This window comes from Pontimicrobium sp. SW4, assembly GCF_039954625.1.
GTDB lineage: Bacteria > Bacteroidota > Bacteroidia > Flavobacteriales > Flavobacteriaceae > Pontimicrobium.
On record NZ_CP157199.1, the window covers coordinates 2,115,066 to 2,130,140 of the forward strand.

19 protein-coding genes are annotated in these 15,075 nt (G+C 32.3%); 5 read left to right on the forward strand and 14 right to left on the reverse strand.

Translation table 11 applies throughout. The annotated features are described in order from the left end of the window. Nucleotides 1–3: 3 nt before the first annotated feature. Entirely contained in the window at nt 4–1,089 is a 1,086-nt protein-coding gene (locus ABGB03_RS09870; protein WP_347922347.1) for a serine hydrolase, read from the forward strand. Here ABGB03_RS09870 and ABGB03_RS09875 read toward each other — a convergent pair. The 10 genes from ABGB03_RS09875 to ABGB03_RS09920 form a co-directional block, all read right to left on the reverse strand. After that, nucleotides 1,086–2,714 carry an amidase family protein gene (locus ABGB03_RS09875; RefSeq protein ID WP_347922348.1) on the reverse strand — a complete coding sequence of 543 codons (1,629 nt, stop codon included), beginning with the start codon at nt 2,712–2,714 and terminating at the stop codon, nt 1,086–1,088. The two genes, ABGB03_RS09870 and ABGB03_RS09875, sit on opposite strands and share 4 nt — an antisense overlap. A 92-nt stretch (nt 2,715–2,806) precedes the next feature. After that, nucleotides 2,807–3,235 carry an SRPBCC domain-containing protein gene (locus tag ABGB03_RS09880; RefSeq protein WP_347922349.1) on the reverse strand — a complete coding sequence of 143 codons (429 nt, stop codon included), beginning with the start codon at nt 3,233–3,235 and terminating at the stop codon, nt 2,807–2,809. A gap of 38 nt (nt 3,236–3,273) precedes the next feature. Beyond that, nucleotides 3,274–4,227, reverse strand: a complete 954-nt coding sequence (gene ftsY / locus ABGB03_RS09885) for a signal recognition particle-docking protein FtsY (RefSeq protein ID WP_347922350.1) — start codon at nt 4,225–4,227, stop codon at nt 3,274–3,276. A gap of 174 nt (nt 4,228–4,401) precedes the next feature. Next, nucleotides 4,402–4,554, reverse strand: a complete 153-nt coding sequence (locus tag ABGB03_RS09890) for a DUF4295 domain-containing protein (RefSeq protein WP_167769898.1) — start codon at nt 4,552–4,554, stop codon at nt 4,402–4,404. A 48-nt stretch (nt 4,555–4,602) separates the two neighbouring features. Then, entirely contained in the window at nt 4,603–4,785 is a 183-nt protein-coding gene (gene rpmG, locus ABGB03_RS09895) for a 50S ribosomal protein L33 (RefSeq protein ID WP_007648529.1), read from the reverse strand. A gap of 27 nt (nt 4,786–4,812) precedes the next feature. Next, nucleotides 4,813–5,049 carry a 50S ribosomal protein L28 gene (rpmB, locus tag ABGB03_RS09900; protein WP_347922351.1) on the reverse strand — a complete coding sequence of 79 codons (237 nt, stop codon included), beginning with the start codon at nt 5,047–5,049 and terminating at the stop codon, nt 4,813–4,815. An 82-nt stretch (nt 5,050–5,131) separates the two neighbouring features. After that, nucleotides 5,132–6,379 (reverse strand): competence/damage-inducible protein A, encoded by a 1,248-nt coding sequence (locus tag ABGB03_RS09905; RefSeq protein WP_347922352.1) that lies wholly within the window; start codon nt 6,377–6,379, stop codon nt 5,132–5,134. After that, complete coding sequence (locus ABGB03_RS09910; protein WP_347922353.1) at nt 6,379–6,720, reverse strand: Hpt domain-containing protein; 342 nt, start codon at nt 6,718–6,720, stop codon at nt 6,379–6,381. The genes ABGB03_RS09905 and ABGB03_RS09910 overlap by 1 nt, the downstream gene beginning before the upstream one ends. Beyond that, on the reverse strand, nt 6,721–7,332 hold the full coding sequence (locus ABGB03_RS09915; RefSeq protein WP_347922354.1) for a fumarylacetoacetate hydrolase family protein: 612 nt from the start codon (nt 7,330–7,332) through the stop codon (nt 6,721–6,723). A gap of 100 nt (nt 7,333–7,432) precedes the next feature. Further along, nucleotides 7,433–8,209 (reverse strand): 3'-5' exonuclease, encoded by a 777-nt coding sequence (locus tag ABGB03_RS09920; protein WP_347922355.1) that lies wholly within the window; start codon nt 8,207–8,209, stop codon nt 7,433–7,435. Between the two features lie 189 nt (nt 8,210–8,398). On the opposite strand from ABGB03_RS09920, the gene ABGB03_RS09925 reads away from it, so the two are divergent. After that, a complete protein-coding gene (locus ABGB03_RS09925; RefSeq protein ID WP_347922356.1) occupies nt 8,399–8,995 on the forward strand; it encodes a hypothetical protein in 597 nt (198 codons plus the stop codon). A gap of 146 nt (nt 8,996–9,141) precedes the next feature. On the opposite strand, the gene ABGB03_RS09930 is transcribed toward ABGB03_RS09925, so the two are convergent. Then, a complete protein-coding gene (locus tag ABGB03_RS09930; RefSeq protein ID WP_347922357.1) occupies nt 9,142–10,005 on the reverse strand; it encodes a winged helix-turn-helix domain-containing protein in 864 nt (287 codons plus the stop codon). Between the two features lie 146 nt (nt 10,006–10,151). Between ABGB03_RS09930 and ABGB03_RS09935 the strand changes: the two genes are divergently transcribed. Then, complete coding sequence (locus ABGB03_RS09935; RefSeq protein WP_347922358.1) at nt 10,152–10,964, forward strand: hypothetical protein; 813 nt, start codon at nt 10,152–10,154, stop codon at nt 10,962–10,964. Between the two features lie 37 nt (nt 10,965–11,001). Then, nucleotides 11,002–11,586, forward strand: coding sequence for a hypothetical protein (locus tag ABGB03_RS09940; protein WP_347922359.1), 585 nt, complete (start codon nt 11,002–11,004; stop codon nt 11,584–11,586). A 347-nt stretch (nt 11,587–11,933) separates the two neighbouring features. Here the strand turns inward: ABGB03_RS09940 and ABGB03_RS09945 are convergent, their stop codons facing one another. Genes ABGB03_RS09945 through ABGB03_RS09955 form a run of 3 tightly spaced genes read right to left on the reverse strand, consistent with a single transcriptional unit; the run spans nt 11,934 to nt 13,671 of the window. Continuing rightward, a complete protein-coding gene (locus ABGB03_RS09945) occupies nt 11,934–12,167 on the reverse strand; it encodes a VF530 family protein (protein WP_347922360.1) in 234 nt (77 codons plus the stop codon). Further along, entirely contained in the window at nt 12,167–12,376 is a 210-nt protein-coding gene (locus tag ABGB03_RS09950) for a DUF6500 family protein (protein WP_347922361.1), read from the reverse strand. Before ABGB03_RS09950 ends, ABGB03_RS09945 begins: the two co-directional genes overlap by 1 nt. Nucleotides 12,377–12,378: 2 nt before the next feature. Beyond that, nucleotides 12,379–13,671, reverse strand: coding sequence for a DEAD/DEAH box helicase (locus ABGB03_RS09955; RefSeq protein WP_347922362.1), 1,293 nt, complete (start codon nt 13,669–13,671; stop codon nt 12,379–12,381). Nucleotides 13,672–13,891: 220 nt separating this feature from the next. Between ABGB03_RS09955 and ABGB03_RS09960 the strand changes: the two genes are divergently transcribed. Further along, the gene (locus tag ABGB03_RS09960; RefSeq protein ID WP_347922363.1) at nt 13,892–15,049 is read left to right on the forward strand and encodes an AraC family transcriptional regulator; all 1,158 of its coding nucleotides are present in this window, start codon (nt 13,892–13,894) and stop codon (nt 15,047–15,049) included. Nucleotides 15,050–15,075 lie beyond the last annotated feature (26 nt).

Consider the following 15,075-nt stretch of genomic DNA (forward strand, 5'->3'; position numbering starts at 1 on the left):
CTTATGAAAAATATGCAGTTTTATCTATTTATTATTTGTTCTGTACTATTATTTAATTGCTCTTCAAGCAATGATTCTGATATAATTAATGAAGACTTAATAACGAATTCTGAAATTTATTTTCCATCGATTACATCAAATGAATGGGAAACAACGCCTTTAGAAGAATTAGATTGGAATGAAGCTAATTTACAATCACTTCTTGATTTTTTAGAACAAAAAAACACTAAAAGTTTTATAATACTTCACGACGGCAAAATAGTAGTAGAAGAATATTTTAATGATCATAATTCAACTTTACCATGGTATTGGGCTAGTGCAGGAAAAACACTTACCACTGCTATTGTTGGCATTGCTGAAGAGGAAGGTTTAATAAATATTGACAATAAAGTATCAGACTATATAGGAACTGGGTGGACAAGTGCTCCGCTAGATAAAGAAAACCTTATTACTTGCAAAAACCTTCTATCTATGACTTCTGGCTTAGATGACAGTTTAGGTGATAGTACATCTCCTGAAGATTTACAATATATAGCTGATGCTGGAAGCCGTTGGGCATACCATAATGTATATGTAAAGCTGCAAGATGTGATCGCCCAAACTAGCAATCAAACTTGGACGAACTACTTTAATTCTAAACTAAAGAATAAAATTGGCATGTCTGGATTTTGGGTACAGAATAACGATTTTAATGTCTATTGGAGTAATGCAAAAAGTATGGCTCGTTTTGGACTTTTAATCTACGCTAAAGGGAAATGGGAAAATGAACAAATAATCCCTGAAGATTATTTGAATGACGCTATAAATACTTCTCAAAATATTAATGAAGCATATGGGTATTTATGGTGGCTTAATGGAAAATCAACATATCATTTACCACAAAGTCAATTAGAGTTTTCCGGTAAATTAATACCTAATGCTCCAAACGACATGTATAGTGCTTTGGGGAAAAACGATCAGAAAATATACATCGTACCTAGCAAGAAATTAGTCATTATTAGAATGGGAAACTCCGCTGATAATGTAAATTTTGCGCTTTCTTCTTTTGACAATGACCTTTGGGAAAAGATAAGCACCTTAGTTAACTAGTTATAATTTACTGGAGGTACTCGCTTCTTCGATGCTTGTTCGTACACATAAGCCCATTCCAATAACGTTTTTTCACTCAAAGGTTTAGAAATAAACGTTAACCCTCTAGGGCGCCCACTTTCTTGATAACCCATTGGAACCGTTAACGCTGGATATTCAGCTGTGGCTGCCCAACCTGCGTGAAAATTATTGATTGATAAAAATCCGTCAATATTTTGCTTCTCAATAGGTGTATCAAAATACAATCTACTCTTTGTCTTTAAATCGGTTTTAATTGAATCTAGATATTGCAAACTTCCTGAGTCGTCTACAATACCCTTAAAGAGTCTTTGTCCGTAAGGTGCGCGATCTAAGGAATCTAAATTATTAAAATCTATCACATCCTGAACAGATGTAACTTCTACAACCTTTGCAGCATGATTAGCTAGATACTCTGGCAAATCCTTTTTCATATCTAGATTTAACAAGCTAATAAATCCTGAACGTTGTACATCAATTTCATCAACTTCAACAACTTCAGCACCATTGTCACGTAACACTTTAATTGCATTCACATATAAAGAATCTTCCATAAGTCTCTTAAAAGCACCAAATCGTTTTCCCTTAATACTACTTTCAGTAAGTGATTCAGAATAACTCAAAACCTGACTTTTAATTGCTTTTGAATCTAAATCGTCAAAACCACTCATAGCATCCAAAAGTATAGCATTATCAATCACATTTTTAGTCATTGGTCCTGGTGTATCTAAAGTTGACGAAATAGGCACAATTCCACTTCTACTCAACAAACCAATAGTAGGTTTTAACCCAACTATAGAATTAGAACTGGAAGGTGACAAAATAGAACCTGACGTTTCACTGCCAACAGCACCAACACTGAAATTAGCAGCGACAGACACGCCACTTCCTGAACTTGATCCTCCAGTATCCATAGTTCGCCTTCCATAAGGATTTAATGTTTGTCCACCAATGGCACTATACCCACTTGGACAATCGCCACAGAAAAAATAAGCCCATTCACTTAAATTGGCTTTTCCTAAAATAAGTGCGCCATTACTTTTTAAGCGTTCGGTAATAAAAGCGTCTTGCGCATTATTATCTTGTAATGCTACTGCACCAGCAGTTGTTCTCATTCCTGAAGTATTAATATTATCCTTTAACAAAATTGGCATTCCAAAAATTGGATGTGGTGGTGCTACAAATCTAGTATTATCCGCTTTTTTAGCTTCTTCAATCACGTTTGGATTTAATGATATAACAGAATTTAACGACAACTCATTTTCTCTGTCAAACTTTCTAATACGATACAAATAAAACTTAGTAAGTGTTTCATAAGATAAATCACCATTAGCAATATGCTTTTGAAGCGTTGGAATATCTTGCTCTATTATTAGAGATTTTAAATTATTATAAGTCTCTTCCGAAAAATCTTCTAAATCCTTATTGAAAGATTTCCATAACTCGTCTTTACTAATGTATCTAGAATCTAAAACTCGAAACTCTCTAAAATCGGTTGAGTCTCTAACAACTGGAGGAATTTCCCTCTCTGTTATTACAGTTGAAGATGTGTCATTTTTACAAGAAAATACAAGGGCAATTACAAGAAAAAATAAGATGTTACGCATGGTTAGTGTTTTCCACTAAAATAGTAAAAATTTAAATGAAATTGTGTAAGTAATAATAGTTGCTTCCTGCCTATTCAGGAATAATGAAAAGTTTAATCCCTATTATCAAAAGGAATAATCTCTCCCTTTTCAAGATAGTTTTTTAAGCCGTTAAGTAGTAAAGCCCAACAAAACGATGAATGTTTAAAGTGATGGTTCTCCTTTGGCCAATTTATATGACTAAACTTTAGCAACGTACCATTCTTTGTTTCTTCCAAATCAAAACCAAATGTAGTAGGATTCCAATCGTCATCAGATTTTGTCATTTTTAAATGAAAGGATTTGTTTGGTTCTACTTTAGATACTTTGCAATACCAATCATATTCATCGGTAAAATTTAAGTTGTATTCAGTATGTAATTCTGGCTTACCAGAACTTTTTAAGGTCCACCAATTATCTAAATGTTGCGGCAAAGATACCGCATCAAAGACTTCTTTTGGAGAAGCATTTATTGTTAGATTATGATAGATGTTATAACTCATCTCAAAGTGGATTACTGCCTTATCAGTAGGAAAATATATTATTTAAAAAAGGAATCTACAAACTCGTATTTATTAAACACTTGTAAATCTTCAATACCTTCACCAACGCCTATATATTTTACAGGAATTTGAAACTCGTCACTAATACCAATAACTACACCTCCTTTGGCTGTACCATCCAATTTAGTGACTGCCAACGATGTTACTTCAGTTGCTGCAGTAAATTGCTTTGCTTGTTCGAAAGCGTTCTGACCAGTTGAACCATCAAGAACCAATAATACATCATGAGGCGCGTCGTCAACCACTTTTTGCATCACTCGTTTTACCTTGGTTAGCTCATTCATTAAGTTAACTTTATTATGTAAGCGTCCAGCTGTATCAATAATAACCACATCGGCTTTTTGCGACACTCCAGATTCTAATGCGTCAAACGCCACAGACGCAGGATCACTTCCCATAGATTGTTTTACAATAGGAATATCCACACGATCTGCCCAAACTTGTAATTGGTCTATCGCTGCAGCTCTAAAGGTATCTGCTGCTCCTAAAACAACATTCAGTCCTTGTTTTTTAAATTGATATGCCAATTTACCAATGGTTGTAGTTTTTCCGACGCCATTAACACCAACAACCATAATTACATATGGTTTTTGAGTATCTGGAATTGTAAACTCGGTGGCTTCACCAGAATTTGTTTCGGATAATAAACCTGCAATTTCTTCTCTTAAAATTTGATTTAATTCTGATGTTCCTAGATATTTATCTTTTGCAACTCTAGCCTCAATGCGATCAATAACTTTTAAGGTTGTATTAACACCAACATCACTCGTTACTAAAACTTCTTCTAAATTATCGAGAACATCGTCATCAACTTTAGATTTTCCAGCGACTGCTTTATTTAATTTATTTAAAAATGATGTTTTAGATTTCTCTAAACCCTTATCTAGTGTTTCTTTCTTTTCTGAAGAAAATATTTTTTTAAAAAAACTCATCTACTCTACTTATTTTTTAGTGCTTTAATGAACACTCAACTATCTTCATGTTAGCAAAATCCTTGCCTTTTAAGAAAGTCTGAAGAAATGTCATAAAAACTCATGTAAATATAAAATAAAAGCTGCTCTCTAAAAGAAAGCAGCTTTAAATATCTTGATAATAAAAAATAGAACTTATTTTTTATTCAAAAAGTCGTTTACCTGTTCTGGTGCCATAATTGATTCAACAAACATATAGGCTCCAGATTTTGGAGACTTTACCATTTTAATAGCTTTTGTTAATCTTTTAGATCCAGTTTGTAATGATGCTACTGATTTCTTTGCCATGATTCAAATGTGTTACATTTGAAATTTTACTTACGTAAAATCTCTAAATTATTTAATTTCTTTATGAACTGTCATACGCTTTAAGATTGGATTAAATTTCTTAATCTCCATTCTATCAGGCGTGTTCTTTTTATTTTTTGTTGTAATATATCTAGAAGTTCCAGGTTGTCCAGATTCTTTATGCTCTGTACACTCTAATATTACTTGAATTCTATTTCCTTTTTTTGCCATTGTACTACTATTTAAACTATGAGGCTATTATTTTAAAAATCCTTTAGATTTAGCGTCTTTAATTGCAGCAGAAATACCAACTCTATTGATAGTTTTTAATGCAGCAGCAGAAACTTTTAAAGTTACCCACTTATCTTCTTCAGGAATGTAAAAACGTTTTTTAAGTAAGTTAGCATTAAACTTACGTTTAGTTTTATTCATTGCATGCGAAACGTTGTTCCCAACCATCGCTTTTTTTCCAGTAAGTTCACAAACTCTTGACATGATATCTAACTTTAAAAAATTGTTTATTTTAAAACGAGGTGCAAATTTACGAATTCTTTAGTGTTTGACAAACTTTATTTTATCAATTTTTAAAAATTTCTTTCTGAATCATTTCAAAAGCTTTATTTACAGCTTTATTAATCACTTTTGTACGATGGTTTCCTAGATTAAATATTTCTGAAAAAACCCTATTAGGCGTAGCTATAGCAATGCATACAGTACCAACTTCAACATTTTCATCTCCCCTTGTTGGTCCTGCGTTTCCAGTGGTAGCAATCGCATAGTCTGTTTTAAACAATTTTTGCACACTTTTAGCCATAGCTTCAGCTACTTGAGTACTCACTACTGAATATTCTTTGATAACAGATTCATCAATATTCAATACTTCTATTTTTGCTTCGGTTGCATAACTCACTACACCACCTTTAAAATATACTGATGCTCCCGAATTTACTGTTATCCTTTCTGCAATCTTTCCTCCTGTACAACTTTCTGCTGTTGCCAATGTTTTACCAAGATTTGTGAGTCTTTTCCCAATTAAAACTTCAAGTGCGCCATTTTCTTCAAAACCAGCAAACTCTTTTTCTATTTGAGGGAGTAATAACTCTATTTGCTTATTCATTTCAGCAATGACAAGTTCCTCACTAGTCCCTTTTGCAGATAAACGTAATCTTACCATGCCTAGATTAGGAAGGTAGGCAAGTTTTACAAAATCTGGAAGATTATCTTCCCAATCTTCAATTCTTTCGGCTAACTTGCTTTCGCCTACTCCATAGACCAATAGTGTTTTGTGCAGTATAAAAGGCAGCACAAATTCTTTTTGAAGTCGTGGCAATACCTCATGATTCATTAAAGCCTTCATTTCAAAAGGCACACCTGGAAGCGATATAAATACTTTGTTTTCCTTTTCTAACCACATTCCTGGAGCACTTCCAAAATGGTTCATTAAAACGGTTGCTTTTGAAGGGACTAAAGCTTGATCGATATTAACTTGCGATAATGACTGCTTGATATATTTTTTCCAAAGCTCTTTAATGTTTTGTAAAACAGCATCACTTTGTACTAAAGTATCATTAAAATATTCGGCAAGAGTATTTTTAGTAATATCATCTTTTGTAGGCCCTAATCCTCCTGTAATGATAATGATATCAGCGTTTTCTTCGGCTTCTTTTAAAGATTTTAAAATATGCTCTTTATCATCTTGAACAGACGTAATTTGATATACAGACACTCCAATTTTGTTCAGCTCTTTAGAAATAAATGCTGAATTGGTATCAACTACTTGACCAATGAGAATCTCATCACCAATAGTAATTATTTCTGCTTGCATTATAAATTGAAGTCTGACCTAATCTCTTCTACTGCTCTTTCAACTGCGTTAAGTACAATCTCTAATTTCTCAGAAACATCCTTATCTCGCTGCTCCAATTTACCCCAATCCTGTACTTCTATAAGGTCATCTAGAACACCAAGTTCAAATAAGTCTATAGTAGGTTTCATTTTGTGGGCAGATTTGTAGGCAGCCAAATAGTCTTTACTTACAACAGCTGTTTGCAAAAGACGTGCGTCTTCTGGCACTTCTTCTAAAAATGTCATAGCCAAAGTTTTAATAAATTCAGCATCATTATCAGCCAATTCTCTTACTCTATCGAGTTTGTAATATTGTTCCATTTATTTAACTGTTATTGAAAACATTTCTTCGTTTTCTATAAATCCTTTTAGTTTATCGTTAGCAACTACCTTGCCAACTCCTGCTGGCGTGCCTGTAAAGATAATATCTCCAATCTTTAAAGTAAAATATTTTGACACATATTCGATTAACTCATCTATCTTCCAAAGCATTAGGTTGGTATTTCCATCTTGAACTATGGCATCATTTTTATATAAACTAAACCTTATATTATTAACATCATTAAACCCAGATTTTGGCAGCCACTTCCCTATTACTGCTGCACCATCAAAGGCTTTTGCCTTTTCCCATGGCAAGCCTTTAGCTTTTAGTTGACTTTGTAAGTCTCTTGCTGTAAAGTCTATACCTAAACCAATGTCGTCATAATATTTATGAGCAAATTTTCTGTCTATGTACTTCCCTACTTTATTTATTTTAACTAGTATTTCAACTTCGTGATGTACATCGTTTGAAAAATCAGGAATAAAAAAGGGTTGCTTTTTTAAAAGGATAGACGTATCTGGTTTTAAAAACACCACTGGGTCTTTAGGCTTTTCGTTTTCTAATTCCTCTATATGTTTGGTGTAATTTCTACCTATGCAAATGAGTTTCATATTTTTTATAAGATATTAGTATATAAATCGCTCTGCTTTTAGATGCTAGACTTTTTTGTTAACATTTTTAATCTATATTCTCGTTTCTATTTTCTATTGTCTAGAATAGTTTATTATTAAAGCTACGCAACTTAATTGCTGTCAATACTTTTTTTGTGTATAGCGGAAAATCGGCATTTAACAACCATCCAAAATACCCTGGCTCTTCATTCAATACATCAACCACAAGTTTCCCTTTATGTTTTCCAAAAGAAAAGCATTCTTCTCCTTTTTTGTTATAATTGATAAAACCTGCAAAATCAGCAAACTTTTTCCTAGAGCTAAACTCTGCTAAAAACTTAGTATCGTTTTCTAGCGTATCGTATTTATCTAATTGAGATTTAAGCACTTCATAAGTCGCTTTGGTATCTGCTTCGGCACTGTGCGCATCGTCTAAGCTCTCATTGCAATAAAACTTATACGCAGCACTTAAAGTACGTTGTTCCATTTTATGAAAAATGGTTTGCACATCAATAGCCACACGATTTTTCATATCGAAATCGACCTCTGCTCTTAACATTTCTTCGGCTAATAACGGAATATCAAAACGGTTAGAATTAAAGCCTCCTAAATCAGAATCTTTAATCATGTTATGTACATCCTTGGCAATTTCTTTAAAAGTTGGTTCGTTGGCTACTTTCTCATTAGTAATACCGTGAATTGCAATCACCTCGTTAGGAATAACCATTTCTGGATTTACTAACCACGTTTTACTTTCTTCTGTTCCGTTTGGATATACTTTTAGAATTGAAATTTCAACAACACGATCTTTAGAAATATTTACACCTGTTGTTTCAAGATCGAAAAAACAAATAGGCTTTGTTAAGTTTAACTGCATTAATCAACTATTTTTCTAAATACAAAGGTAAATAGAATAAACAAAAAAGAGGGTTGGTATTTTAAAAACCTTGCTTGACTTTACAAGAAAAAACAACTACCTTCGTTTACTTTCGCTAAATTAGTTTCAGTATTAAAACGATTTTGCACACACTAAAAGTTGTCGTACATTACAAATAAACATTAGCATTTGGAATTCATATTTAAAATATTACGAGAAAATCCTGAGATAGGCGCTCTCTTTATTGCTACTACTTTTACTGCAATAGGTTTTATTTTCAAAACATGGATAGACGCTATTTTAGAAGGTAAGAGATTTAAAAAAGAAATTAAAAAAATCTATTGGACTGAACGAATTAATGCTGCCAAAAAAGCGTCAGAATATTATTATGACCATCAGGAGTTACTTAGTTTGATGATCCATAAAATTGATGTCGTTTTGCGCCAAGACGGACCTGGGACTCTATATGAAACTATCCAAAAGACAATAGAAGTAATATCTCAGAGAACAGTTAATCCGATCTCATTTGAACACCACCATATTCATATGTTTTATGATTTTGACACTGAAGTGTTAGATCAACTGAACACTGAATCTTTTAATATCATTCAAGAGTTAGAAAAAATTGAAATCTTAGAATCAGATTCGACAGAAAGCATCAATGACAAATTAAATGAGGGGCGGAATTTATTGACGAATTTAAAATCTAATCACCAAAAGCAAAAAAAGATTTATAAATCATATTTAAATATGATAAACGAAGATCTTTCAGAATTCATAAAATAATGTACCATAACAATGGCTATAATTCATTGTGGTTTTGTACCTCATAAAATAAAAGTATTAATCAATGACTGAGACCGTTAAACTAAAACATAAAAAATAATAAAGCACAGTTAAAAACTGTGCTTTTGCATTTATTTATAAGATTCCTAATTCACTTCAAGCTTATAACCAACACCATGAACATTTACTAATTTAATAGAATCGTCTTCCTTTAATTTCTTACGCAGTTTTGATATATAAGTATCTAAGCTTCTACCTACAATTACACCATTATCTTCCCAAACGCGTTTTTCTAATTCTTCTCGTTTTATAATTTGATTTGGGTTTGCAACAAAAATTTCTAGCAATTCGCATTCCTTTTTAGAAAGGCTAATTTCTATCGCTTGCTTTACTAATTTATTCTGCTCTGGGTAAAATTGAAAACTACCAATAGACGCAACATTTTCATTGCTTTTTAGTAACGCTGTAGTTTGCTTCTTTTTATTAAAAAACAAATCGGTTAGAAATATTAAAACAATGACTATTAGCGCATATAAAAACATTTGCTGACTAACAGAAGTGCTTCTGTTTAAAAATCGCACATTAATGGTATAACAGTTTTTTGGTAAAAATCTTCCAGCACAAGGAATAATATTCTTATCCTTTTCATTTCTCATTTTATAACTATAAGCCACTTCTCCGTCGGAACATTGAATCACTTCTACTATATAAAACTCTGATAAAACTGCTTTTTTTAAACTTTTTTTTACAATTGAAACTAAACTGTCTGGATTGATTGAAAATTGATTTTGAAATGACAGTTTATACTTTGATTCGTCTAATTTAATCACTGGTAGTACTAAAGACGTTGAATCTTTTTCTGTAAGTAATAATTTGTGTCCAACCTCTCGTAATGCAATTTTTGCAGTTTCTGAAAAGGCTACATCTTGCTCATTAGAGCCTGAAAATATCCACGCAAAAAAAGCAATAATTGCTAACCCACTATATAAATAAATCTTTTTTCTACTCATAACTTTTGTAAATAACATACAATTTCATGACTTTTTACAACTGTTGACACTTCTTTTACATTCTTTTGACATTTTTAAGATAATCTAGCTCTAGTTTAGCATCATCAATTTACATGAAGTATATTATTAATCATAAAACAAACAAAATGAAAAAGAAAGTTTTAATTATTTCAGCAGCAGTTATTACAATAAGCATAACAGTATTTAGTGTTATGTCTTTTAATAATTTAAAAAGCAACGAAACAACACTAATAGAAAACAATCCAGTTGTCATGAATACGGAGGTCAATAATAACATGGCAAATAGAATCTTTACTGATTTTATCTACGATGTAGGTCCAAGGTTTAATCCTATTAAAAAAACAGACTTAGATGCTATAAGATCATTTAATGACCTTATAGACTTGGAGCATGTACAACGAATTGTTGACTACAAATCTATAAGTGTTATTAAAATTATTGATGATAAAGAATCTAATATTCGTGAAACCGGAAACAGTAACACATTAACTAACATACAATTAGAATTTATACAGGCTTCAAATTATTCAACCAATCTAACGTTTTCGGCATATTTAACAGAGAAGAATCCAGAAACTGGAGCTATAGAAAATACGCATTGGAGTCCTTACTTTACAGTTGTTCCTGAAAAACAAGCTGAATATTCAGAAGGTAAAGATGCACTTAAAAAATATCTTAAAGAAAATAGCAAAGCAGCTAGAGATAAAGCAAATATAAATCCTGAAAAACTACAAGCAGCCAAATTGCTTTTTACGGTAACTAAAAAAGGCACTATTGAAAATATTAGGTTAGATAGAACCTCAAACTACCCTTTAGTTGATAAAACTATGATTGAGTTAATAAAAAATTCACCAGGAACATGGAAACCTGCTGAAAATTTTGAAGGTAAAAAAGTAGATCAAGAACTTGTGGTTTCCTTTGGATTAATGGGTTGTTAAGCCTTAATATTAAGTACAAATTATTAGACTAAAACTTATGAAGAAACATATAGTTACAATTTTGCTGCTATTTTTTTGCATGCTATCATATAGTCAAGAAGAGGAAAGTCTTGAAATATTTACAACAGATAGCACCTGGGTAAAAGAAATTATAAAATTCCCAATTAATTTTGCTCAAGACATCAACTATGAAGGTTTTGAAGATTTAAGATTTCCTCAAGGATGGTCAAATCAAAAGAGTCCAAACTTTTGGTCTTATGTTTGGGCTTGGAGTATTAATAGTACAGAAAAGCCATCTGAAAGTGACTTAGAAAAAAATGTGCAACTCTATTTTGACGGTTTATTAGGTCTTGATTTTTACAAAATTAATGACGTTAAAACACCCAAAACAAACGCCGTTTTTATCAAAAAAGGAAGCACACAATATATAGGCAAAGTTAAGACTATTGATACACGCTACACCAAACTACCAATGACCTTAAATGTACTTGTTGAATACCACTACTGTGAGACTCAAAAGAAAACGATTATGGTTTTTAGATATTCGCCAAAACCATTTGATAATGCTGTTTGGGAAACGCTAAATGAAGTTAAACTACGAGCTGATGCTTGTGAGCTTTAATGCTAATTGATAAACACCATATTTGACTTTGTAAGAAAAATTGTCGAACTTCGTTTAACGTCGGATATGAGTCATTAAAACGACGCATATCCGTAAAAATAATGGTATGTAATTGCCTGCGGCACGTAGAATCGCGTTTTGCAAACGCTTCCTTTCTACTAATTACATACCATCGTCCACTGTTAATTGCACCTCGCCAAATTAATTGTATATTTATTCGAGTCTACGAGAACTCCTCACGAAACTACACACATCAGCGTGTATAGCGAATGAGGCGCATTTATGGCTCTCCGTGAGGCGCGCCTCACTACGCCATACACAGTGGACGTTAAACGAAACTCAAAAAATCACTCTCTATCTCGCAGCTTCTTCAACATCTCTAAATACATGTTTTCAACCTTAGTTCGTGCCCAAGGTGTACGACGTAAAAATTTTAAACTCGATTTTACGGAAGGGTCGTGAGTAAAACAACGTATGTTTATATTATAGCCTAAATATTCCCAACCATAGCGATCTACCAAATCATTAATGATTTGTTCGAGTTTTATACCATGCAAAGGGTTATTAGGTTGAGATGACATTATTGTGCAAGCGATTTTATTTTTACAGCTTTTTCAAAATGGTCTAACTGATGCGTTTGTATCCACCATGTAGCGGCTTCCATCAATAGCTTTGGATTATCATTTTTATTTGCAAAAAACGCATAGAAGGACACACCTACATTGTCCCCTTTTTGAGCTATTTTCTTATTACAAACGTCAATAATTTTGTTTCGTAATTCGGCAGTCATAATTAACGTCTATTTTTATTTCTATTACGTTTAGGTTGTCTTCCAGATTGGTTTCCTCCTTTGCTAGCGTCGTTCCTTGTACTACTAGACCTCCTAGAATTCGAACCTCTAGAATTACGCGAATTTTGCTGTTTCTTTTTTGGTGGCGCACTTGGCGCATTTGGGTCAGGTTCAAAACCTTCTACTATTTCTACTGGAATTTTTAAACCAACTAGTTTTTCAATATCGTGCAAATAACCTCGTTCTTCACCACAAACTAACGATACAGCTTCTCCACTTGCTCCTGCTCTACCTGTTCGTCCTATTCTATGTACATAATCTTCCGAAATATTAGGCAATTCAAAATTCACTACATGAGGCAATAAGGGAATATCCAATCCTCTAGCTGCAATATCAGTTGCCACTAACACTCTAACAGAGTTACTTTTAAATCCAGCTAAGGCTTTTGTACGAGCTCCTTGACTCTTATTGCCATGAATAGCAGCTGCCGAAATTCCTGTACTCACCATTTTTTTGCACAATTTATTGGCACCATGTTTTGTTCTTGTAAACACTAAAACTTGTTTCCAATTACCATCAGAAATTAATTTAATAATTAAATCGGTTTTTTTTGCCTTTGCTACACGATATACTTTTTGTTCAATGGCATCAATCGTAGAATTCTCAGGAGTTGCTTCCACCAAAACTGGATGATGTAAAAACTCCCCTGCCAGCTTCTTTATTTCTTTAGAGAATGTTGCCGAAAACAATAGATTCTGTCTTCTTGATGGTATCAAACTAATAATCTTTTTAATATCTCTTAAAAAGCCCATATCGAGCATTCTATCAGCTTCATCCAATACCAAAATTTCAATTTTAGCGAGCGATAATAAACCTTGACTCTGTAAATCTATAAGACGCCCTGGAGTTGCTATAAGAATATCCACACCATTTCTAATAGTAGCTACTTGTGGTCGTTGATTAACACCTCCAAAAATAACTGCCGAACGAATATCTAAAAACTCACTATACGCTTTTACATTGTTATGTACTTGCGCTGCCAATTCTCGTGTTGGTGTTAATACCAAAGCGCGAATAGGTCGTTTGCGCATTTGCTGTCCTTGAGATAGTTTTTGAAGCATTGGCAATGTAAAACCTGCTGTTTTACCTGTTCCTGTTTGAGCTGATGCTAAAACATCTTTTCCCTCTAAAATTAAAGGAATTGCTTTTTGCTGTATTGGTGATGGTGTTATATAGCCTTGTTTATCGATGGCTTTTAATAAGCCATTAGATAAGCCTAGAGAATTAAATGACATATAAATTATTGTACAAATGACATTCTTATTTATAGCGTCATTTTTCTATTAAGCTGCAAAGTTAAGCCTAATTTATGCTACGTCCTTGACTTTGATTGATTTTGTGATAAAATTTGTTAAAATCTATTTCCTATTTAATATATATGACCTAGTTTTATCACTTCTTATTATATTAAATATTTAAGCCTAGAAAAAAGTATCTATTTTGAGATTATAGTAGATGACCACTATTTTAAACTTTAACGTTTTTAATATTTTCATGATTAGTGCTACAGTATTGGGGCTACTATTCAGTAGTGTTTTGTTATGCTCAAAAAGGTTTAAAAACAAACCTAGCAAGTACTTAAACTATACCATACTATTGATATCAATAAACAATCTTTACTATTGGTTTATTAGCACAAATTTATGGGTTGCATTAGGTTGGAAGTGTTATAAATCACTATTTATTTCTTGGGATTTATTAATACTTCCAATGTACATGTACTTTGTTGCTTCATACTTTGGCAAGAGCCTAAAAAATGCCAAATATTATAAATACCCCTTTTTTATCACAGTTATCGTTCATGTTTTTATTGTAGTTGGCGATTTTACGAATGAGAGTTTCTTTAAAGATTATGGCAAAGTAATTTATATATACGATCTACTCACAAATTACTTCTCTCTCCTATTTGCTGTTTTTGTGGTTTATAAAATTTTTAAACTAATTTTTGATTATGAAAAAGAGATAAAGAATAATAGTAAAAATACTATCACTGCAAAGACCAAATGGCTTAAACAACTGTTAATAGCTTCCCTTGCGTTTAGCTTATTATCTATGATTATTTTAATATATAAAACAGCAAACACCAAGAGCTCAATCTATATCGATTCACCAATAAATGATGATTTTATGTGGGCTATTCTTTCCATATTTGTTTATTGGCTATGCTACGCAGGAATTTATCATGTAGGAATATTTAATCAAAGACAAGATCTAAGAGTTAAACTTGTTTCTGAAAAAATAACACTAAATTTCAAGCCCTATAATGGAAGTATTGATAAATTTAATGACATAGATAGCGCTATTAAAAAAGAAAGATTATATACAAATCCATCTATTAGTTTACAAACCATAGCGCTACGTTTTAATATTAGTGAAGGGTATGTATCTCAACTTGTAAATAAGCACACCAATACCAATTTTTCAACTTACATTAACAGTTTAAGAATTGTTGAAGCGCAACGTATTTTAACTAATGTTAATTATAAAAATTACACAATAGTTGCCATTGCTTTGGAGTCTGGTTTCAACTCAAAATCTGCCTTTTATTCTGCATTTAAAAAATCAGCTGGTATCTCACCTTTAGAGTATAAAAAACAACATAATATATCCTGATTTATTAAGTAGTTAAAGAATCAGGA